This window comes from Niallia sp. MER 6, assembly GCF_023714395.1.
Lineage (GTDB): Bacteria > Bacillota > Bacilli > Bacillales > Cytobacillaceae > Niallia.
The window spans coordinates 1-18,788 of sequence record NZ_JAMAUK010000014.1 but is presented as its reverse complement, the minus strand read 5'-3'; the positions used below and the strand labels follow the sequence as shown (position 1 = coordinate 18,788).

Here is an 18,788-nt window from a genome sequence, read left to right as displayed (position 1 = left end):
CATGACAGATTCATTACTGGCGATTACTGTACTGTGGGGATTTGTATTCATATACGCCATTATGGCAACGATGGACTTTGGTGCAGGCTTCTGGTCGATGGTTTACATCAACAGGGAAAAAACGCGAGCAACAAATATTGCAAACCGTTATCTTTCTCCAACATGGGAAGTAACGAATACTTTTGTTGTTGCCATCGTTGTTGCAGTTTACAGCTTATTTCCAAAAGCTGCTTATACTTTAGGAACGGTTCTGCTTATACCAGGAAGCATCATTCTTCTGCTTTTGGCAATCAGAAGTGCCTTCCTTGTTTTTTCAAATATTGTGGAAGAATACCGCAAGCCGCTAACGTATATTTCAGGCATTACTGGAATGCTGATTCCAGGTATTTTACTCAGTGTCCTTCCAATCACCCATGGAGGATTTGTTGTATTTCAAGATGGCAAGCAAAGCCTTGATCTCGTCGGATTGTTCTCTAGTCCTAACGAATATGCCTTTTTCGGCTTTGCATTAAGCAGCACACTTTTTCTATCTTCGTTGCTTCTGGCAGATTATTCAAATGTTTCGAATGAACCTGAGGCCTATCGGCTATACAGGAGGGATGCAATTATTCTCGGTCCTATTTCTTTATTGATGGCAGTATTTATCATGCTCACATTAAAGCAGGATGCCAATTGGATTTATGTAAAAATGATGGATGATTTATATTTGCTTCTCCTTTCTCTTTTCTTCTTTATACTTGGGGGAGCAGGTCTTTTCCTTCCCTCACGAAAAAATAAAGACATAAAGGGAATGCCCAGGCTCGCTATAGTATCCATTACTATTCAATATTTAATGGCTAGCTATGTTTACGGTAAAGCGCATCTTCCATATATCGTTTATCCTGAAGTAACAATCACATCGTCCTTTACTAGTCCTAGCTCATTTCATGCGATATTCGCAACTTATATTGCAGCTTTCATTATTCTGTTTCCTGGTTTTTATTTCTTTTGGAAATTGTTTATGCATGATAAAAAATACTTACAGCAAAAGGCGACTAAAAAATAGGACATCACTGCTACAAGTATAAAATTTTCGTTTCTGCTTCATACTAAGTATAGGAAGAGGGCTACCCAATTCCTGTAAATCATAAGCCAACTAAGGAGAGTGTTTCTATTGGCAAAAGATGTACTTTGTGAAGTAAGAAATTGTACTTTTTGGGAAAGCGGAAATTTATGTGGAGCCGATCAAATTTATGTAGTAAGCCATGTAGGTGAACATGCTGATAACAGCAGAGAAACAGATTGTAAAACATTTCAACCTACAGAATAACGAAAAAAAAGAGAGGACTTTGCCTCTCTTTTTTGTTTACTTGGAATATAACTTCTTCTCTGGTCTGTCTGGAGCAACCAATTCTTCATCAGGATGCTTGCCATAAAGAATAATATCCCTGATTATTTTGGCACCAAGCATGCTGTACACTGTTCCATTTCCCCCATATCCTAAACAATAGAAGATACCATCCTTGCTTGGGTGCTTGCCGATAAATGGTCTGCCGTCTGCAGATTCGCCAAAGGTAGCTCCATAAACATAGTCAACATCCATTACATATTCAGGGAAATGCTCCTTTATTTTCTCCAGCAGTCTTTCTCCATATTTCTTTAATACTTTAGCATCTTGCGGAGCTTCCATTGGATCTTCATCAAGACCGCCTGCTACAATCCTGCCATCATATGTAGTCCGCATATAAAAATACGGTCGTTTCGTCTCCCATATCATGCACTGTCCTTCCCAGCCAGCAAAGTTTTCAAGTCTGCTTGTTGCGATTGCGAAGGAACGATTTAATTCAGCTCCAAGCCGGTCCGTATGAAGTGCGGCTTCATACCCTGTTGAATAAATAATTTTTTTCGCGTGAATGATTGCTCCGCTGTCAGCTTTAATTTGCCAATATCCATCTATAAAGCTTTGCTCCTGTACATTAGTTTGTTCATATACACGGACATTTTGCTTTAAAGCTGCCTCTTTAATAAGCTGAATAACAAGCCTCTGAGGATTAACCTCCGCATCTCCTTCTGTAAGAATAGCAGCAGGCTTTGAGAAGCCGAAGCGCTCCTTCATTTGATTATCATCTAAATATTCAACAGGAAAACCGTGTTTTTTCAACATCGCATACTCTGTTTTCAACTTATCTGCATCTGTTTGACTGCTTGCATAATATAAACTTTTTCTTTCTTTGAATTGAACATCTTCTGTTAGAGAACTGGCAATGTCTTTTAAATCTTTCATTGCCTCAAAACACAGTTCGTAAAATCTTACTGCTTTTTCCTCTCCGATTGTTTGAGCAAATTCATGGAGCATCATATCGTTGGAGTATTGTAGAAGTCCTGTATTTGCTGCAGAACTTCCATGCCCTATTTTCCTTTTATCTGCAAGTACAATCTCTAAATCTTCATTTGCTAAGATATTCGCTGCTATAGCTCCAGACATTCCACCGCCAATGATAAGTACATCACAAAAAACATCCTCCTCCAAACGAGGATAGGAAGGAATATCTTTTAATGTATGTGGCCAATACAGCTCTCCATGATATAAATCAAGCCCCATGACAAAGCCCCCTAAAATATATTAGTCTTGGCTATTACAGCCACTCTCTTAATGTTTTTCTGACAATTTTTTTTGAGGCATTCCTCGGAAGCGCTTCTATGAAACGAATTTCTTTCGGTAGCTTATAGGAAGCTAATTTCCTTCTGCATTCTTCCAACACATAACTTTCAGTCAAGTCCGTTCCTTCCTCACATACAATAAAGGCTGCAGGAACTTGTCCCCATTTTTGGTTATCCATTCCGACAACCCCAGCTTCTTTAATTCCTTCTATAGAGGAAATTACCGATTCTAATTCTGCTGGATAAATATTCTCTCCGCCAGAAATAATCAGGTCTGAACGGCGATCAAGTACATACAGGAAGCCTTCTGTATCTTTATACCCTATATCGCCAGTGTGAAACCAGCCATCAGCTGAATGAGCTCCTTTATTCAAATATCCTTTAGACACATTAGGACCATATACAACAATTTCGCCAGCTTCTCCAGCTCCTAATTCATTTCCATCATCATCGACGATTTTCAACTGAGCAGGAAACAAAGGCTTGCCTGCAGAGCCAATCTTCCTTGCAGCATCTTGAGGCGGTAATGTTACAATTTGGGAAGAGGTTTCAGTCATGCCATAAGAGTAATACACTGGAATTCCCTTTTTCATACAGCTTGAAATTAACTCAATAGATGCCGGCCCACCTCCAAGAAGCATGTAACGGAAATACTCTGGAAACGGGCTCGTTGCTGCCTTTTCTATTTTTTGGAGCATTGCTGTCACAACAGACATAATTGTTATTTTTTCCTTCTGCAAATCAGTCAGAACTTGCTGTTCATCAAAAGACTCGTGCAGGACAATTTTCATTCCATATAGCAGACTTCTTATTAATATAGAGTATCCGCTAATATGGAAGATAGGCACAGTACAAAGCCAAACATCCTTTTCGGTCATCCCCGCATTTAACACATTGCCGACAGCGCTCCACCAATGATTTCCGTATGTTTGGATAACACCTTTAGGAAAGCCTGTCGTCCCAGAGGTATACATGATGGTACATGTATCTGCTAAATTTACTGTTTCCTGAACAACAGGCTGCTGAAATGGACCATTTTCCAGCTTCTGATTAAACATCACATTTAAAGAGGGTAATGCACAGACCAATTCTTCTGTCTTTGTATGAAAATCATTGTCTGCAATAAGAGAATGAGATTTGGAGTCTTTGATTTGATACAGCAGTTCATTTGCTGTAAGGCGATTGTTTAAGAGCACGGCTCTTGCTCCCAGCAAATGAAGAGAAAGAAGAGCGATTAAAGTGCGAAGATCGTTTTTCACTAAAAAAGCGACATAGTCCCCTTTCGTAATCCCTTTTGCAGTTAATACTCCTGCTGTGTAATATGCTTTTTCATACAGCTCCTGAAAGGTCAATGAAGTATTTTTGTAGACAATTGCCTCTTTGTCAGGTGTTAAAGAAGCTCGGTTCTTCAGGAAATTAGGAAGCAATTCTTCCATATGATTCTCTCCTTTTTAGTTAACAGCATTTGTTTTTTGTAATCAAAACAGGGTGACCTCCATCTTCTCCACTAATAGAGTGGAAAAGATGCTAGAAGTCACCCTTTTTTGGTTTATCCCGTTATTTGAAAATCAAGGAAAACGTGGGAATTGGCCAAAGTCAGGCTTGCGTTTTTCCTTAAAGGAATCGCGTCCTTCTTTTGCTTCATCCGTTGTGTAGTATAGAAGCGTTGCATCTCCAGCAAATTGCTGAATCCCTGCAAGTCCGTCTGTGTCTGCGTTAAACGCCGCTTTCAAGAAACGTAAAGCAGTCGGGCTCTTTTCTAGGATTTCCTCACACCATTTGATTGTCTCTTCTTCCACTTGCTCCAATGGAACAACAGTGTTTACAAGCCCCATATCCAATGCTTCCTGAGCATTGTATTGTCTGCATAAGAACCAGATTTCTTTTGCTTTTTTGTGTCCGACAATGCGAGCTAAATAGCCAGAACCGTAACCTGCGTCAAAGCTTCCTACGTTTGGTCCAGTTTGTCCAAATACAGCATTGTCTGCTGCGATTGTTAAATCACAGACTACATGCAGTACATGGCCGCCACCGATTGCATAGCCTTTAACCATTGCGATAACCGGTTTAGGAATTACACGAATTAATCTTTGCAGGTCCAGAACATTCAAACGAGGAATCTGGTCTTCTCCCACATAGCCGCCATGTCCTCTTACTTTTTGGTCTCCGCCTGAGCAGAAAGCTTTTTCTCCTGCACCAGTCAAGATAATAACACCAACACTGCTGTCATCTCTTGCTCTTGCAAAAGCATCAATTAATTCATTTACCGTTTTTGGTGTAAAGGCATTATGTACATGCGGGCGATTAATCGTAATTTTCGCAATGCCATTGTATGTTTCATAGATAATTTCATCGTAATTGCGCACAGCAACCCATTCTACTGCCATTTATATTTCCTCCTTTTATTTTGCCGAACTTTTATGAAGTCCTCAACTGCTGTTCGACAAAAACTCACTTACTATTGTACCAAAAATTTCAGGTTTCTCCACATGAATTGCATGCCCTGCATCATCCACGTTAATCCACTCGAAGTTTTCGTTTTGTTTTTGCATCTCACCAGCGATCCTGCAAAACTTTTCATCCAGCTTTCCTGTTAACAGCAACGTTGGACACTTCAGCTCTCCTAACCTTTCCCACCAGGAAGGCTGAGAGCCGGTCCCCATTTGTTCAAGGCTGTTGGCAAGACCTACTGGATTATTCATAAGCCTTTGGCTTCTAATTTTTTCTTTTACGTCCTTGCTTAAACGAGTCTGTGTGGCAAATAGGGGAATATTTTCCCATTTGTTCACAAACTTGTTAACTCCTTCTTTTAAAATATAGTTTCCTAATTGCTCATCCATTATCCGTCTTTCTCTTCTTTCCTCTTCTGTTTTCAGACCAGGTGTCGCACTTTCCAGCACTAAATTTCTGACCATGTCAGGATAGATGAATGCAAATGTTAGGGCAAGCCGCCCACCCATGGAATATCCTAAAAGATTTGTTGAATCAACTTCTAACGTATCAAGTAGCTTTTTGATTGCTTTAGCAGCATATTCTATCTTGTAAGGCTGCTGTTCATCAGGTGATGCAGTTTGGCCATGTCCAATAATGTCCATCATGATAATCTGGTGGTTCTTTTCAAAAACAGGGATAAACTGCTGCCAAGTACTAGAATCCCCTGTAAAGCCATGCAGCAGCAATAATGGCTCACCTGAACCGTAAACTTCTACATGGTAGGAGATATTATCGACAACTATATTCATTTGCCTTCATCTCTCAAAAAATGTTGTATTTCCTGGGAAACTTTCGCCATAATCTGACGATGCTCCTTCAAGTTTTCGTCTCTATTTGTCTTTATTTCAAATAATCGGATGCTAAAATTCGACTCTGCATCCGTACATAAAGCTCGTAAGTGATCCCAATTCTCCACAACACTGTATTGTCCACCGTACAAGTTAATAAGATGTTCAAAATTTAAATCTAACGGTGTTCCAAATAATAGTTCAAAATGCTTTGGATGCTGAGCTTGGGGCAAGAAGGAGAATATTCCTCCACCGTTATTGTTAATGAGTATTATCGTAATCGGCACGTCAAATTGCTTTGCTGCAATAAGACCATTCATGTCATGGAAGAAAGTTAAATCCCCCAGCACTAAATACAACGGCTTTCTTTTGGCTGCTCCCACACCAAGAGCTGTAGACACAGTACCATCAATTCCATTAGCCCCTCTGTTCGCATAAATAGAAATATTCTTTGCTTGTTTATGAAAGAATGTATCCAAATCTCTGATAGGCATACTGTTGCCTACAAACAATACAGAATTGTCAGGGATAAGATCTGCTAACAAATGAAATAGCTTCGCTTCACTTAGTTCAGTTATATCTGCTACCTGACTTATTTCTTGTTTTGTTTTCTCATTGAGACTGGTCCAAAGCTGTCTGTGGTTTCCCTTACTGTGCTCGACATGTTCAATCAGTTTCCTGCAGAATGTTGTTTCATCACAATAAACCATTTCAGCTGTCAGCTGATTAGGATCTCTGAAACCAGCACCGCCGTCGACTACTATTTGCAGAGCTTCTAATTCCCTCATATATATAGTGAGGGGCTTGCTGACAGGCATGCTTCCAAAACGAATGATAACCTCAGGAACTAATGCTTGCTTTACATCCTCGTTCCGTAAAAAAACATCATATGTGTCGACAATCAGATTATCGGGATCCTCCATGGATCGAAGCTGTGATAATGGATCAGCGAGGATAGGGAAATCGAGTGCTTTTGCTAACTCCAATATTGCCTCCGAAAAATTCCCATCGTTCATTTCTCCGCAAACAATAATTCCTTTAGAAAAGCCTGTAAGCCTTGCTGCAAGTCCTTTTACATATTCATCTGAAACAGTTAGTTCCCCATTAATGATTTGTAAATATGGATCATCCGCTTCATACTTCTCTAAGTGATTAAAATCTGGGATGAGCGGTTCGCGAAATGGAAGGTTCAAATGGACTGGACCTTTAGGTTCCTTTGTTGCTGCGGCAACAGCCCTTGCACTGACGGTTTTAACATAACGCAGCATTTCTGGAGCTGCATCAGGCGGAGACATTTCCATAAACCATTTTACTTGGTTTCCATACAAGTTTATTTGATCTATTGCCTGAGGTGCACCGACATCCCTCAGCTCATGAGGTCTGTCCGCCGTTAAGACAATCAGCGGTATTCTTGAGATTTTTGCCTCCACAATAGCAGGAAAATAGTTTGCAGCCGCCGTACCGGAAGTGCAAACTAAAACAGTGGGCTCCTTTAAGGCTTTTGCCATCCCTAAAGCATAAAAAGCAGCAGACCGTTCATCCACATGAACATGGACATTTACATGAGTATGCTCAGCCATTAACAAAGCAATCGGCGTTGAACGAGAACCGGGACTAATAACAGCATTTTTAATCCCGTTTCGGACCAGCTCATTTACGAATGACTGTAAATAAGCAGTTAAGTTTTCTTGATGGTTCATCCTAACTTACCTCCTAGTGCAGAAAGCATCGGTTTGAATTTTATTGCCGTTTCCTTGAACTCTGATTCCGCATCAGAATCTTTTACTACACCGCAACCCGCAAACAATGAAGCTTCCTTGTTTTGAATAAGAGCAGAGCGGATACTCACGGCAAACTCGCCATTACCTTGATAATCCATCCAGCCTATTGGAGCTCCGTAAAGCCCTCTATCCAAAAATTCCGCCTCGCGGATTTTTTCAATAGCCTGCTTTTGCGGATAACCGCCTAATGCAGGTGTCGGATGTAATAATTCTATAAGTGAAAATATAGAAGCTGAATTTTTTAAACTTCCTGTAACTGGAGTAAATAAATGTTGAATATCTCTCATCTTTATGAGGCTAGGCTCTGCTGGGATATCAAAAGTGCTGCACACCTTTTCCATCGCCCCTTTTATCATTTGCACAACATAATCATGCTCCATCCTGTTTTTCGGGTCATTCAGCAGTTCTAAGCCGAGTGCTTCATCTTCTTCTGCATTGCTTCCTCTTGCAATAGATCCTGCTAAGCATACGGAAAAGACTTGTTTACCTGATTTTTTGACAAGTCTTTCTGGTGAAGCACCGATAAAACAATCTTCCCCTGATTCTAATGCAAACACATAGCTGTTTTTTTGTCTGTTCAATAAATTTTGGAGGACAGATTCAACGGAAATTACCTTTTCAAAACTTAAGCGGCTTTCCCTTGCCAGTACAACCTTTTTTAACGATTGTCCCAGTTCCTGAACTACCTCTTCCACCATCTTCTTCCATTCAATACCATTAATTTCTGTACTGTCGAGCAGCTTATTTGTCAGTGTTTCGCTTGAGAAAGATTCATTGCTTTTTGGCATTTTCTGCAAACATGCTTTCAGTCTCTCATTTACTTGATCAGAATCTCCGAACTGGTTAACTGTAAGGTATTGCTCGCCATCTATTTCACTAAACATGATGGATGGCAAGTAAAAGTGCGCGTTTTGAAAGTTTTCCCACAAATCTGTCCGTTCCTTCAAAGGATCAAACGCAAAACCGCCGAACAGAACTGGGCCAACCCCTGCAGTGTTAAATGGATTATTTATTTCACTGTTCTCAAGTAGCTCATGCCATTTTTTTTCAATCACTTCATAAGTATGCTCTTGCTTGCTGGATTGAATTGTTTTGCAAATGCCAATTCCAGCGTATATGGAAGTACCATCAGGGCTTTTCCAAAAAAATCGTTTTCCTTTATATTTATTATTCTGAGCATAAAAAGATAAAAAATCCCTTCTCTGCTCTAACTTAATCACCTTGCTTCTTAAAATAGAAGTGGACGCTTTTACTGCACTGCCTTCTAACAGAAGTCCTTTACTTTCTTTCATTACCTTGTAAATCCCCCTATAAGATCAGCCATTCCATATTGGTTTATAGCTCTGACCTTGAACTGAACTGCGATAATATCTATTCATATGCTCACAAATGTTCAATTTGACTTATTTTAAGATACACCTCCATTTCCTATTATGTCAATGATGTTATCCTATATTTCCGAATCCTGGTTTGTTATATTTGGATAGCTAAATAACTACTTCTTTTATGTTTATTATTCTTTACACAATGGAGCACTTTTACTTACATGTTTTAAGTGGGCTTAAGGCGGGAACGGTACAGTATGGACATTGGGACATGCATAAATTAATTACTTAAGGATGTGAGATTATGCTTACAAAAGAACAATTAGCATCGTTACAAAAGCAATTGGAAGATAGAAAAGAACAATTAACAAATAGATTAGAAGGTAAAGAGGAAGAAACAATGCAAGACTCTGTCGGAGAGTTATCGACATATGACAATCATCCGGCCGATATGGGAACAGAATTATTTGAACGAGGCCGTGACCTAGCGTTAGAAGAGCATGACCAAGCTGAGCTAGATAATATTAATTCTGCTTTAAAAGCGATCCAAGATGGAACATATGGTATTTGTGAAGTTTCCGGAAAAGAGATTCCATATGAACGGTTGGAAGCAATGCCTACTGCCACAACATTAATTGAATACAGTGACCGGGAGTTAAATATGGACCGGCCTGTAGAGGAAGACATATTAGAGCCTGCACACGGCAATGTTTTCCGACACAGCGATACTGCTGAAATCCGTGACTATCAAGATAGCTTTCAAGAAGTTGCCCGTTACGGAACATCCGAAACCCCTGCAGACTTAAAAGGTGATTATGAAGATTATGACAGCCTTTATTCTGACAATGAACAAAACGGCGGCTTTCCAGAAGACTATGAATCCTTTACGGCAAGTAATATAACTGCCCAAAAGCGCGAAGTTTACCGTTCAGATGAAGAGAAGGAGTATGAAGATACCCTCAATGATGCTGGAACAGACGCTCCATTTGGTGATGTTCCCTACAAAAATAGAGACAGTTATACAGATGATAAGAACTAAAAAAAAAGCGATTGTCAGCTAGCTAAGTGACAATCGCCCTTCCCCTTATTTTAAGGCTTTAATATTCCAAATTTCAGCCGCATATTCTTTAATTGTGCGGTCACTCGAAAAATGTCCCGCTTTTGCAATGTTGACTGTACATTTCTCCAGCCATTGCTGTTTATTCTTATAAGCTTTGTCTACCTCATCTTGAATACAGGCATAGGAGTGAAAATCTTTTAGCAGGAAGTACTGGTCATTCTCCGTTAATAAGGAGTCGACAATTGGTTCAAATTCATTGAGATTTGTTGATAAATGGCCATTCTTCAGCTGGTCAACAACTTGATGAATTCGCTTATCATGATGATAATATTCAGCCGACTTGTATCCTCCATTTTTATATAATTCTAGCACTTGGTCTGCATTCATGCCGAATATAAAAATATTGTCATCGCCAACTAAATCCCTCATCTCAATATTAGCACCATCAAGTGTTCCAACAGTCAAAGCTCCGTTTATCATAAATTTCATATTTCCGGTACCAGATGCCTCTTTGCTTGCAGTAGAAATCTGTTCACTTACATCTGCAGCAGGAAAAATATGCTCTGCAAGGGAAACACGGTAATTCTCTAAAAACACAACCTTTATCTTGTCTTCAATTGCTTTATCTTGATTGATTTTATCGGCGACTGAATTGATGAGCTTGATGATTTTCTTCGCATAATAATAGCCTGGTGAAGCCTTCGCGCCAAATACAAATGTCCTAGGAGTAATAGGTAAGGATGGATTCTCTTTAATGCGGTTATATAGATGCATGATATGCAGGACATTCAATAACTGCCGCTTGTATGCATGCAGTCTTTTTACTTGAATATCAAAAATAGATTGCGGGTCAACTATAATTCCATTATTCTCCTTGATGATACGTGCTAATTTCCGTTTATTTTCCTGTTTTACTGCGTCAAGCTGCTCTAAAAAAACAGAGTCGTGCTTGTATTCTAACAGCTTCTCAAGGCTCGAAGGGGTTTGAACCCACTCTGTACCGATTGTATCACTGATAAGATCTGCAAGCTTAGGATTGGATTTAATCAGCCAGCGTCTATGGGTTATTCCATTTGTTTTATTGTTGAATTTTTCAGGGAAGATTTGATAGAAAGCAGCCATTTCCCTCTTTTTCAAAATCTCTGTATGAATTTCTGCCACGCCATTAACACTATGGCTTCCTACTAAAGCTAAGTGCGCCATCTTAACCATACCATGGGCGATGATAGCCATATTCTCAATCCGGCCGAAATCTCCTGGATATAGCTCCCATAGCTGTTTGCAAAAACGTTCATTTATCTCATCAATAATCATATAGATTCTAGGCAACAAAGGCTGAAAAATAGAAATCGGCCATTTTTCCAATGCCTCAGAAAGGGTTGTATGATTTGTATAGGAAATAGCTCCTGTTGTTATGGTCCAAGCCTCTTCCCAGCTAAGCCCTTCTTTATCAAGCAATATCCTCATTAATTCCGGGATTGCCAATACAGGATGTGTATCATTTATATGGATGCTTACATGCTCATGAAACTCTTTTATGTCTTTATATTGCTGTTTGTAATCCTTGATGATAGACTGCAGGCTCGAAGAAACTAAAAAATATTGCTGTTTCAAGCGCAATATTTTACCTTCATCATGTGCATCATCAGGATAAAGAAACTCTGAAATCGCTTCTGTTTCTCTTTTGTATTTCATGATGTCCCCAACATCCTTAGCGAGCAGTGACGCAGGCTCTGCATTCCATAGCCTCAGCGTATTAACGGTACTGCTGCTATAACCGATAACAGGGATATCGTGAGGGACAGCCGTTACAGTTTCAGCATTTAAATGCCGAAACTGCAGTCTTCCATCCTTTTCAAACGAATCAATATTGCCCCAAAAGGAAATATCTACAGCTAGATCCTCTTTCCGGACTTCCCAAACCTGCCCTTGCTTTAACCATTGCTCTGGCAGTTCTAATTGATATCCATCGACAATTCTCTGCTCAAATAATCCATGCTTGTAACGGATTCCAAAGCCGTGGCCGGGAAGATTCAAGGTTGCCAATGAATCTAGGAAGCATGCAGCAAGCCTTCCCAGCCCTCCATTGCCAAGACCTGCATCACATTCAATTTCTTCTACGTCTAGCAGGTCGATTCCTAATTCAGAAAGCCCCTCTTCCACTACTTTATCAATTCCTAAGTTAATTAAATTATGGTGCAGTAATCTGCCCAATAAGAATTCTATTGATAAGTAATACACTTGTTTTCCTTTATTTCTGCGGTAAAGCTCATTTGTATTAATCCAATCTCCGCTAACATACTCCCTGATCATATGTCCTAATGTCTGGAAGTGATCGCTGCTGGTACAATCTTCAAACGGTTTGCCGTAAGTCATCTCAAGCTTTTGCAAAAAATAAGTCTTAAAATTTTCTTTGTTAGAAAACATGTGTTTCACTCCTTGAGATAAGCTCAGCATATAGTTGGTTATATTTAAATGCTGACTGTGCCCAGCTATTGTCCATTGTCATTGCATTTTTGACAATAGTGCTCCATACGTCTTTGTCATGATAGAATTGTAGGGCTCTTCGGATAGTATAGAGCATGTCGTGAGCATTGAAGTTAGTGAAACTAAAACCATTTCCGCTATTAGTAAGTTCATTGTATGAAAACACTGTGTCATTTAATCCCCCTGTCTCCCTGACAATTGGGATATTCCCGTACTGCAATGCAATCAGCTGGCCTAGCCCACATGGTTCAAACTTGGATGGCATAAGGAACAGGTCTGCACCGGCATATATCTTATGTGCCAAGCTTTCATCAAAACCAATATATGCTTTGCATTTATCGGGATATTTGAACTCCATTTCTCTAAAGAAATTCTCAAATTCAGCATCTCCTGTGCCCAGCACAAGAAATTGCACATCCTCCTCCATGATTTCATGGAAGACATGCCGTACTAACTCAAGCCCTTTTTGGCTGGTCAGCCTCGTTATCATTGATATCATTGGAATGGACGCATCCTCTTTTAATCCAAACAGCTTTTGGACTTCAAGTTTATTTTGGACCTTTCCACTAATATTTGTATTCGAGTATTTTTGAATAATGACATCATCTGTTGCAGGATTGTATACTTCTTCGTCTATTCCATTGATGATACCATTTAAGTCACTCTGCCTTAAATGTAAAAGCTGGTTGAGCTTTTCTCCGTAATAGTCTGTTTGTATTTCATTCATATAGGTTGGGCTGACAGTTGTTATTTTGTCAGAAGCAATTAAGGCGGCCTTCATAAAGTTGACATTTCCATAAAACTCTAGCTGATCTGTTGTAAAGTAATCATCATTTAAGTTCAGCATATCTCCAAGGGCCCCTCTTGGCATAATCCCTTGGAACTGAAGATTATGTATAGTAAATACTGTCTTAATCTGACTGTATTCTCGTCTCCATTTATAATCCACATTCAGCAGGAACGGAATCATTGCCGTATGCCAATCATGACAATGGATAATATCTGGATAATAAGATAGATAGGAGAGGCTTTCTAAGACAGCCCTGTTAAAGAATGAGAACCTTTCTCCATCATCGAAATAGCCGTATAGCCCCGGCCTTTTAAAGTAGTATTCATTGTCTATAAAATAAAAAGTGATGCCGTCTTGCTCGAGCTTTTCGATGCCGCAGTATTGATTTCTCCACCCTACCTGCACACGGAAGTCCATTACCTTCTCCAAGTCTTTTAGTAACTTCTCGGGAATGTCCCGATACTTTGGCATAATTATCGTTACCTCTGTTCCTTGTTTCACAAGCTCTTTCGGAAGAGAACCGGCAACATCAGCCAGTCCTCCAGATTTGATAAATGGTACACATTCTGATACTGCAAACATTACTTTCACGAATTCATCAACGCTCCTTGCACTGTCCCTTTTCTAACGACAAATGGTGTATTTTTGCTGCCTGTCATAACCGTTTCATTTCCTACCATAACATCTTTATCTAAAATTACATTTTCTAATACACAATCATCCCCAATAGAGCATTTTTGCATGATGATGCAGTTTTTAAGGCGTGAACCTTTGCCAATTTTCACAGCCCTAGAAATAATGCTGTTTTCTACATCTCCTTCAATAATGCAGCCATTAGCGATCATTGAGTTTTTCACTTCTCCTGTACTCGTATAGCGGGTAGGTGGTTCATCCTTCACCTTTGTAAAGATTGGCCTTTCCTTAATGAAAAGCTGATTCCACGTTTCTGCACGCAATATTTCTTTACTTACTTCAAAATAAGCAGAAATAGAGTCGATTTTTTCCGCATAACCGTTGAATTCATAGTGGCAGATTTTATATTCATGATTGAGGTCAAGCATGACATCCTTCATGCATGTATAGCCTGTAATATCTCTTGTTAAGATTAAGTCTATTAATAGAGATTTCTTGATTAAATATATTTCTAATGAATCTCCATTGTTGGTGATTTCAGTGATATCACAGCCAGAGGTAAGATGGCGTATTAGGACGGGGTTAAAGTCCATGTTAAAAACAGTAAAGCAATTTGCTACTAAAGCATATTCCTGTTTGCTTCGATAAAAATAATCCATATTTGCGGCAAACTGATTAAAAGATCCTATTCCTTCACTATCTCCATCCGTAATGGATGCTGGAAAGAAAAATAATCCGTCTCTTTTTCTGTCTAAGTCCCAATTTTTCCCGGATCCAAGATGATCCATTAATGATCGGTATTGGTACTTTGGAAAGATAGCGACACTGCCTATTCCTGAATTAACCATATTAGAAAGGACGAAATCAATAAGCCTATATCTCCCTCCAATTGGTAAGGCAGCAAGAGTCCTATGCGAAATTAATTCCTCCAAATCATGTTGATATGTTGTAGCATCAATTACCCCTAGCATTGTTCTTAACACTAAAAACCCCTCCCTAGTCTCTGTTGTTAATCAGGATATAAACGCACTAACCATTTCTTCTGTTACGAGCACAACGTCGTTATTACCTTCTTTTGGCTTAATAACCATTCCATCCGGTATCTCGATATCTGACGGAACGATTGCCTTTTCGATATAAGTATTTTCGCCAATCCGAGCATCGGGCATAATAACAGAGCTTCGGACGATTGAACCTGTTCCTACATTTACACCTTGAAAAACAATGGATTTTTCAATATTGCCACTAATCGTGCAGCCTTCATTTATTAATGACTCTTTAACTATTGCATCACTAGAAATATATTGGGGCGGATGGTTAGGATTAACTGTGTAAATTCTCCAATTATAATCTGATATATTCAGTTCACTAGAATTATCTAACAAGTCCATATTGGCTTCCCACAAGCTTTGGACTGTACCAACATCCTTCCAATAGCCTTTGAATGGGTAAGCGACTACCTTCCGTTTCTTCTCAATCAGCATCGGTATAATATCTTTTCCGAAGTCATGGGTTGAATGGCTGTTTTTATCATCCTCTTCCAGCAATTCCTTCAGCACTTTCCACTTAAAGATGTAAATGCCCATGGAAGCGAGATTGTTCTTCGGCTTTTTTGGTTTTTCTTCAAACTCAATGATATCCATCTCTTCATTCGTGTTCATGATACCGAACCTGCTTGCCTCACTCCATGGCACCTCTATAACAGAAATAGAAGCATCTGCCTGCTTCTGAATATGATAGTCTAACATCCATTCATAATTCATCTTGTATATGTGGTCACCTGAAAGAATCAGCACATATTCAGGATCATATTGAGAGAGATAATTTTGATTTTGGTAAATGGCACTGGCTGTGCCTGTATACCATTTCACCTCTGATGATTCGCTGTATGGAGGCAGCACAGTGACACCTCCATTTACCCTATCCAAATCCCAGGCACTGCCAATTCCGATATAGGAATTTAACACAAGAGGTTGATATTGTGTCAGCACACCTACTGTTTCAATTCCTGAATTGGAGCAATTACTCAAAGTAAAATCAATAATACGATACTTACCTCCGAATGGAATGGCTGGCTTTGCCAGCTTTTTTGTCAAAGAGTAAAGTCTACTTCCCTTTCCTCCCGCTAATAGCATTGCGACGCACCGTTTCTTTCCCATTCTCTTTTCTCCCCTTCCGATGTTGAACAGGCCGTAATATGATGATGCTAAAAGCTGGAATCGTCACTGGAACGGAATATGGCTTTCCGTGGAACGAAATCTCATTGGCCTTTATCATTTTTTTATTTATATAGTTGGCTCCTCCAAACCTCTCATCATCGCTGTTCAATATCTCTCTATAGCTGCCAGCCTTTGGTACGCCAATTAAATAATTCTCATAAGTTTGATAAGTAAAGTTGCAGATAACTACTAGGAAATCTTCCTCCTTTTCTCCTTGTCTAATAAAGGAGAAAACAGATTGTTCATGGTTGTTAGCATCAATCCAATCAAATCCTTCGTGGAGATGATCCAATTCATACAGGGGTTTAGAGCGTTTATACAGCTTCAGCACTTCTTTGAAAAATACATTTGCCTTTTCATGCATTTCATAATCCATCAGCATCCAATCAAGCTGTTCTTTATCCTTCCACTCTGAAAACTGTGCAAGCTCCGCTCCCATAAATAATAGTTTCTTTCCTGGGTGTGTCATCATATATCCGATTAATAAACGGAACTGTGCAAATTTTTGCCAATAATCACCAGGCATTTTATTTAGGAGCGATTTTTTTCCATGAACAACTTCATCATGGGAAAGAGGTAAAGCAAAATTCTCCGAAAAAGCATAGAGCAAAGAAAAAGTAATTTTATTGTGCTCATGTTTTCTATTGGATGAGTCTGTTTCCATATATGACAGTAAATCATTCATCCAACCCATATTCCATTTATAATGAAATCCTAGACCTCCATAATGTACTGGAGCAGTAACTTGGGGTAGATCGCTTGAATCCTCTGCAAACATCAGAACGGTAGGATCATATTGACAGACGGTTGTGTTTAGCTTTCTTAAGAATTCAACTCCAAATGGGTTAAGCGAATTCTCGCCAGAGTTTGGCCAGTAAATAATATTAGAAACTGCATCAACCCTAAAACCATCAACATGAAAATAATCCATCCAAAAGATCGCGTTGGAAATTAAAAAGCTATGTACTTCCATTCTTCCTAAATCAAAGTTTGCTGTTCCCCATACAAGATTTTCCCTGTCATTAGCATTCGGGTAGTCAAATTGGCTGGAGCCGTCAAATTGATATAAGCCATGAGCATCCTTGCAAAAATGTCCTGGAGCCCAATCTAACAGAACTCCCAGCCCATTCTGATGACATTGATCCACAAAATACATAAAATCCTTCGGCTCGCCAAATCTGCTCGTCGCAGAGTAATACCCAGTGCCTTGATATCCCCAGGAAATATCTAAAGGATGTTCTACTATTGGCAGTATTTCTATATGGGTAAATCCAAGCTCGATTACATAAGGGATAAGCTCATCTGCTAATTCTCGGTATGTATAAAGAGATCCGTCTTCTTTCAGTTTCCAAGATCCTAGATGTACTTCATAAATAGAAACCGGCTCTTTCAAAAAATTTTTTTTCTTCTTTCTTTGAATCCATCTTGCATCATTCCATTTGTAACCTTCCAATGAATAGACGATGGATGCGGTGTTCGGCCTCACTTCCGAATAAAAGGCAAAAGGATCAGCCTTCAAGTGCTTCCTCCCATCCTGACCAGTGATTTCATACTTATATAAAGCTCCGGTCAAATCTTTGGAAATACTGATATGCCATATTCCTTCTTTATTTATTCTTTGAAGGTCATACTGTTCACCTTGCCAATTATTGAAATCTCCTACTAAACGAACAGTCTTAGCATTCGGTGCCCACACACAAAATACCGTACAAATTTCTCCGTTCTCTTCCTTTACATGAGATCCAAACAATTGATAGCTTTCAAATAGATTGCCTTCATGAAATAAATGCTGCTGAAATTCAGTTGGGAATACTGTCTCCACATTCATCCTACTTTCTATGACTATTGATTTGATTCGACTGCAAAAAAAATATAATTTGTACAAACCGTTTTCCCTTTTTTGCTAGTTTTAAAACTATATGATTAAAAAGGGGAAGCAATTCGAAAAAGGATAAAATTATTCATTTAAATGTAATATTCTATTAACATTAATCTAAATCCTTTTTAAGTTTTTTTAAAATTTTATGACAATAAATAACTTTTTATGTTTGCTCTCCGAAAAATAGCAGTGGATTTTTATAACATAGTTTACATTCATTTAAGAAAGGATATTAAAGTAAGAAATAAAGGAGGGATTTGCTGATGAGTAAAAGCGAAGAAGAATATCTTTTAGAACAAAATCAAAAAGATCCTAGTCCCTATTTTGATGCACCAGACAAGAAGATTCTAGCCGCAGATATTTTCCGAGGTCCTCATACAGGCATGTTCTCTGATTTTGACCTGAATAATCCTGGTCAAAAGCTGATGACAGACAGGGACAAGCTTGAGGAAGATATAAAGAAGGGTAACTTTTAGCACTAAATAGCTTATGTCTATCTATGCTGATATAAGCCTAGACTTTTATAAAATATAGTCTATCTTTTTGAGTTATCCACAGGCATAAGCTAAGAAAAACCGGGCATAGCCCGGTCCTTTTCATGGTTAGAGAATATCCGATAATTTGTACTCTATGCCATGTACCCCTTTATAATACTCAGGATACATTTCACCCCCACATTTTTCACATGCAAAC

At 39.0% G+C, this 18,788-nt stretch carries 15 protein-coding genes; 4 read left to right on the top strand and 11 right to left on the bottom strand.

Annotated elements, in window-relative coordinates:
- Position 1: 1 nt before the first annotated feature.
- Both M3600_RS16785 and M3600_RS16780 read left to right on the top strand, forming a co-directional pair.
- A complete protein-coding gene (locus M3600_RS16785) occupies positions 2–1,045 on the top strand; it encodes a cytochrome d ubiquinol oxidase subunit II (RefSeq protein ID WP_233317595.1) in 1,044 nt (347 codons plus the stop codon).
- A 108-nt stretch (positions 1,046–1,153) separates the two neighbouring features.
- Positions 1,154–1,309, top strand: a complete 156-nt coding sequence (locus M3600_RS16780; protein WP_233317593.1) for a DUF1540 domain-containing protein — start codon at positions 1,154–1,156, stop codon at positions 1,307–1,309.
- 36 nt (positions 1,310–1,345) lie between these two features.
- Here the strand turns inward: M3600_RS16780 and M3600_RS16775 are convergent, their stop codons facing one another.
- From M3600_RS16775 to M3600_RS16750, 6 genes are all read right to left on the bottom strand, one after another.
- Positions 1,346–2,581 carry an NAD(P)/FAD-dependent oxidoreductase gene (locus M3600_RS16775; RefSeq protein ID WP_251646810.1) on the bottom strand — a complete coding sequence of 412 codons (1,236 nt, stop codon included), beginning with the start codon at positions 2,579–2,581 and terminating at the stop codon, positions 1,346–1,348.
- A 34-nt stretch (positions 2,582–2,615) separates the two neighbouring features.
- Complete coding sequence (locus M3600_RS16770) at positions 2,616–4,076, bottom strand: o-succinylbenzoate--CoA ligase (RefSeq protein ID WP_251646808.1); 1,461 nt, start codon at positions 4,074–4,076, stop codon at positions 2,616–2,618.
- Between the two features lie 132 nt (positions 4,077–4,208).
- Entirely contained in the window at positions 4,209–5,027 is an 819-nt protein-coding gene (gene menB / locus M3600_RS16765; RefSeq protein WP_127736786.1) for a 1,4-dihydroxy-2-naphthoyl-CoA synthase, read from the bottom strand.
- Positions 5,028–5,069: 42 nt separating this feature from the next.
- Positions 5,070–5,882, bottom strand: coding sequence for a 2-succinyl-6-hydroxy-2,4-cyclohexadiene-1-carboxylate synthase (gene menH, locus M3600_RS16760; RefSeq protein WP_251646806.1), 813 nt, complete (start codon positions 5,880–5,882; stop codon positions 5,070–5,072).
- Complete coding sequence (gene menD, locus M3600_RS16755; protein ID WP_251646804.1) at positions 5,879–7,621, bottom strand: 2-succinyl-5-enolpyruvyl-6-hydroxy-3-cyclohexene-1-carboxylic-acid synthase; 1,743 nt, start codon at positions 7,619–7,621, stop codon at positions 5,879–5,881. Before menD ends, menH begins: the two co-directional genes overlap by 4 nt.
- Complete coding sequence (locus M3600_RS16750; RefSeq protein ID WP_251646802.1) at positions 7,618–8,994, bottom strand: isochorismate synthase; 1,377 nt, start codon at positions 8,992–8,994, stop codon at positions 7,618–7,620. Before M3600_RS16750 ends, menD begins: the two co-directional genes overlap by 4 nt.
- 337 nt (positions 8,995–9,331) lie before the next feature.
- On the opposite strand from M3600_RS16750, the gene M3600_RS16745 reads away from it, so the two are divergent.
- The gene (locus M3600_RS16745; protein WP_251646800.1) at positions 9,332–10,066 is read left to right on the top strand and encodes a TraR/DksA C4-type zinc finger protein; all 735 of its coding nucleotides are present in this window, start codon (positions 9,332–9,334) and stop codon (positions 10,064–10,066) included.
- Positions 10,067–10,111: 45 nt separating this feature from the next.
- Here the strand turns inward: M3600_RS16745 and M3600_RS16740 are convergent, their stop codons facing one another.
- From M3600_RS16740 to glgB, 5 genes are read right to left on the bottom strand one after another with little or no spacing between them, the layout of a single operon-like run.
- Positions 10,112–12,514: a glycogen/starch/alpha-glucan phosphorylase gene (locus M3600_RS16740; RefSeq protein WP_251646798.1), complete on the bottom strand. Its 2,403-nt coding sequence runs from the start codon at positions 12,512–12,514 to the stop codon at positions 10,112–10,114.
- A complete protein-coding gene (gene glgA / locus M3600_RS16735) occupies positions 12,504–13,955 on the bottom strand; it encodes a glycogen synthase GlgA (protein ID WP_233317576.1) in 1,452 nt (483 codons plus the stop codon). The genes M3600_RS16740 and glgA overlap by 11 nt, the downstream gene beginning before the upstream one ends.
- On the bottom strand, positions 13,952–14,980 hold the full coding sequence (locus tag M3600_RS16730) for a GlgC family sugar phosphate nucleotidyltransferase (protein ID WP_233317574.1): 1,029 nt from the start codon (positions 14,978–14,980) through the stop codon (positions 13,952–13,954). The genes glgA and M3600_RS16730 overlap by 4 nt, the downstream gene beginning before the upstream one ends.
- Positions 14,981–15,010: 30 nt before the next feature.
- A complete protein-coding gene (locus M3600_RS16725; protein WP_233317572.1) occupies positions 15,011–16,156 on the bottom strand; it encodes a glucose-1-phosphate adenylyltransferase in 1,146 nt (381 codons plus the stop codon).
- The gene (gene glgB / locus M3600_RS16720; protein ID WP_251646796.1) at positions 16,104–18,044 is read right to left on the bottom strand and encodes a 1,4-alpha-glucan branching protein GlgB; all 1,941 of its coding nucleotides are present in this window, start codon (positions 18,042–18,044) and stop codon (positions 16,104–16,106) included. The genes M3600_RS16725 and glgB overlap by 53 nt, the downstream gene beginning before the upstream one ends.
- 314 nt (positions 18,045–18,358) lie before the next feature.
- Between glgB and M3600_RS16715 the strand changes: the two genes are divergently transcribed.
- A complete protein-coding gene (locus tag M3600_RS16715) occupies positions 18,359–18,571 on the top strand; it encodes a hypothetical protein (protein WP_233317568.1) in 213 nt (70 codons plus the stop codon).
- Positions 18,572–18,788: the final 217 nt, after the last annotated feature.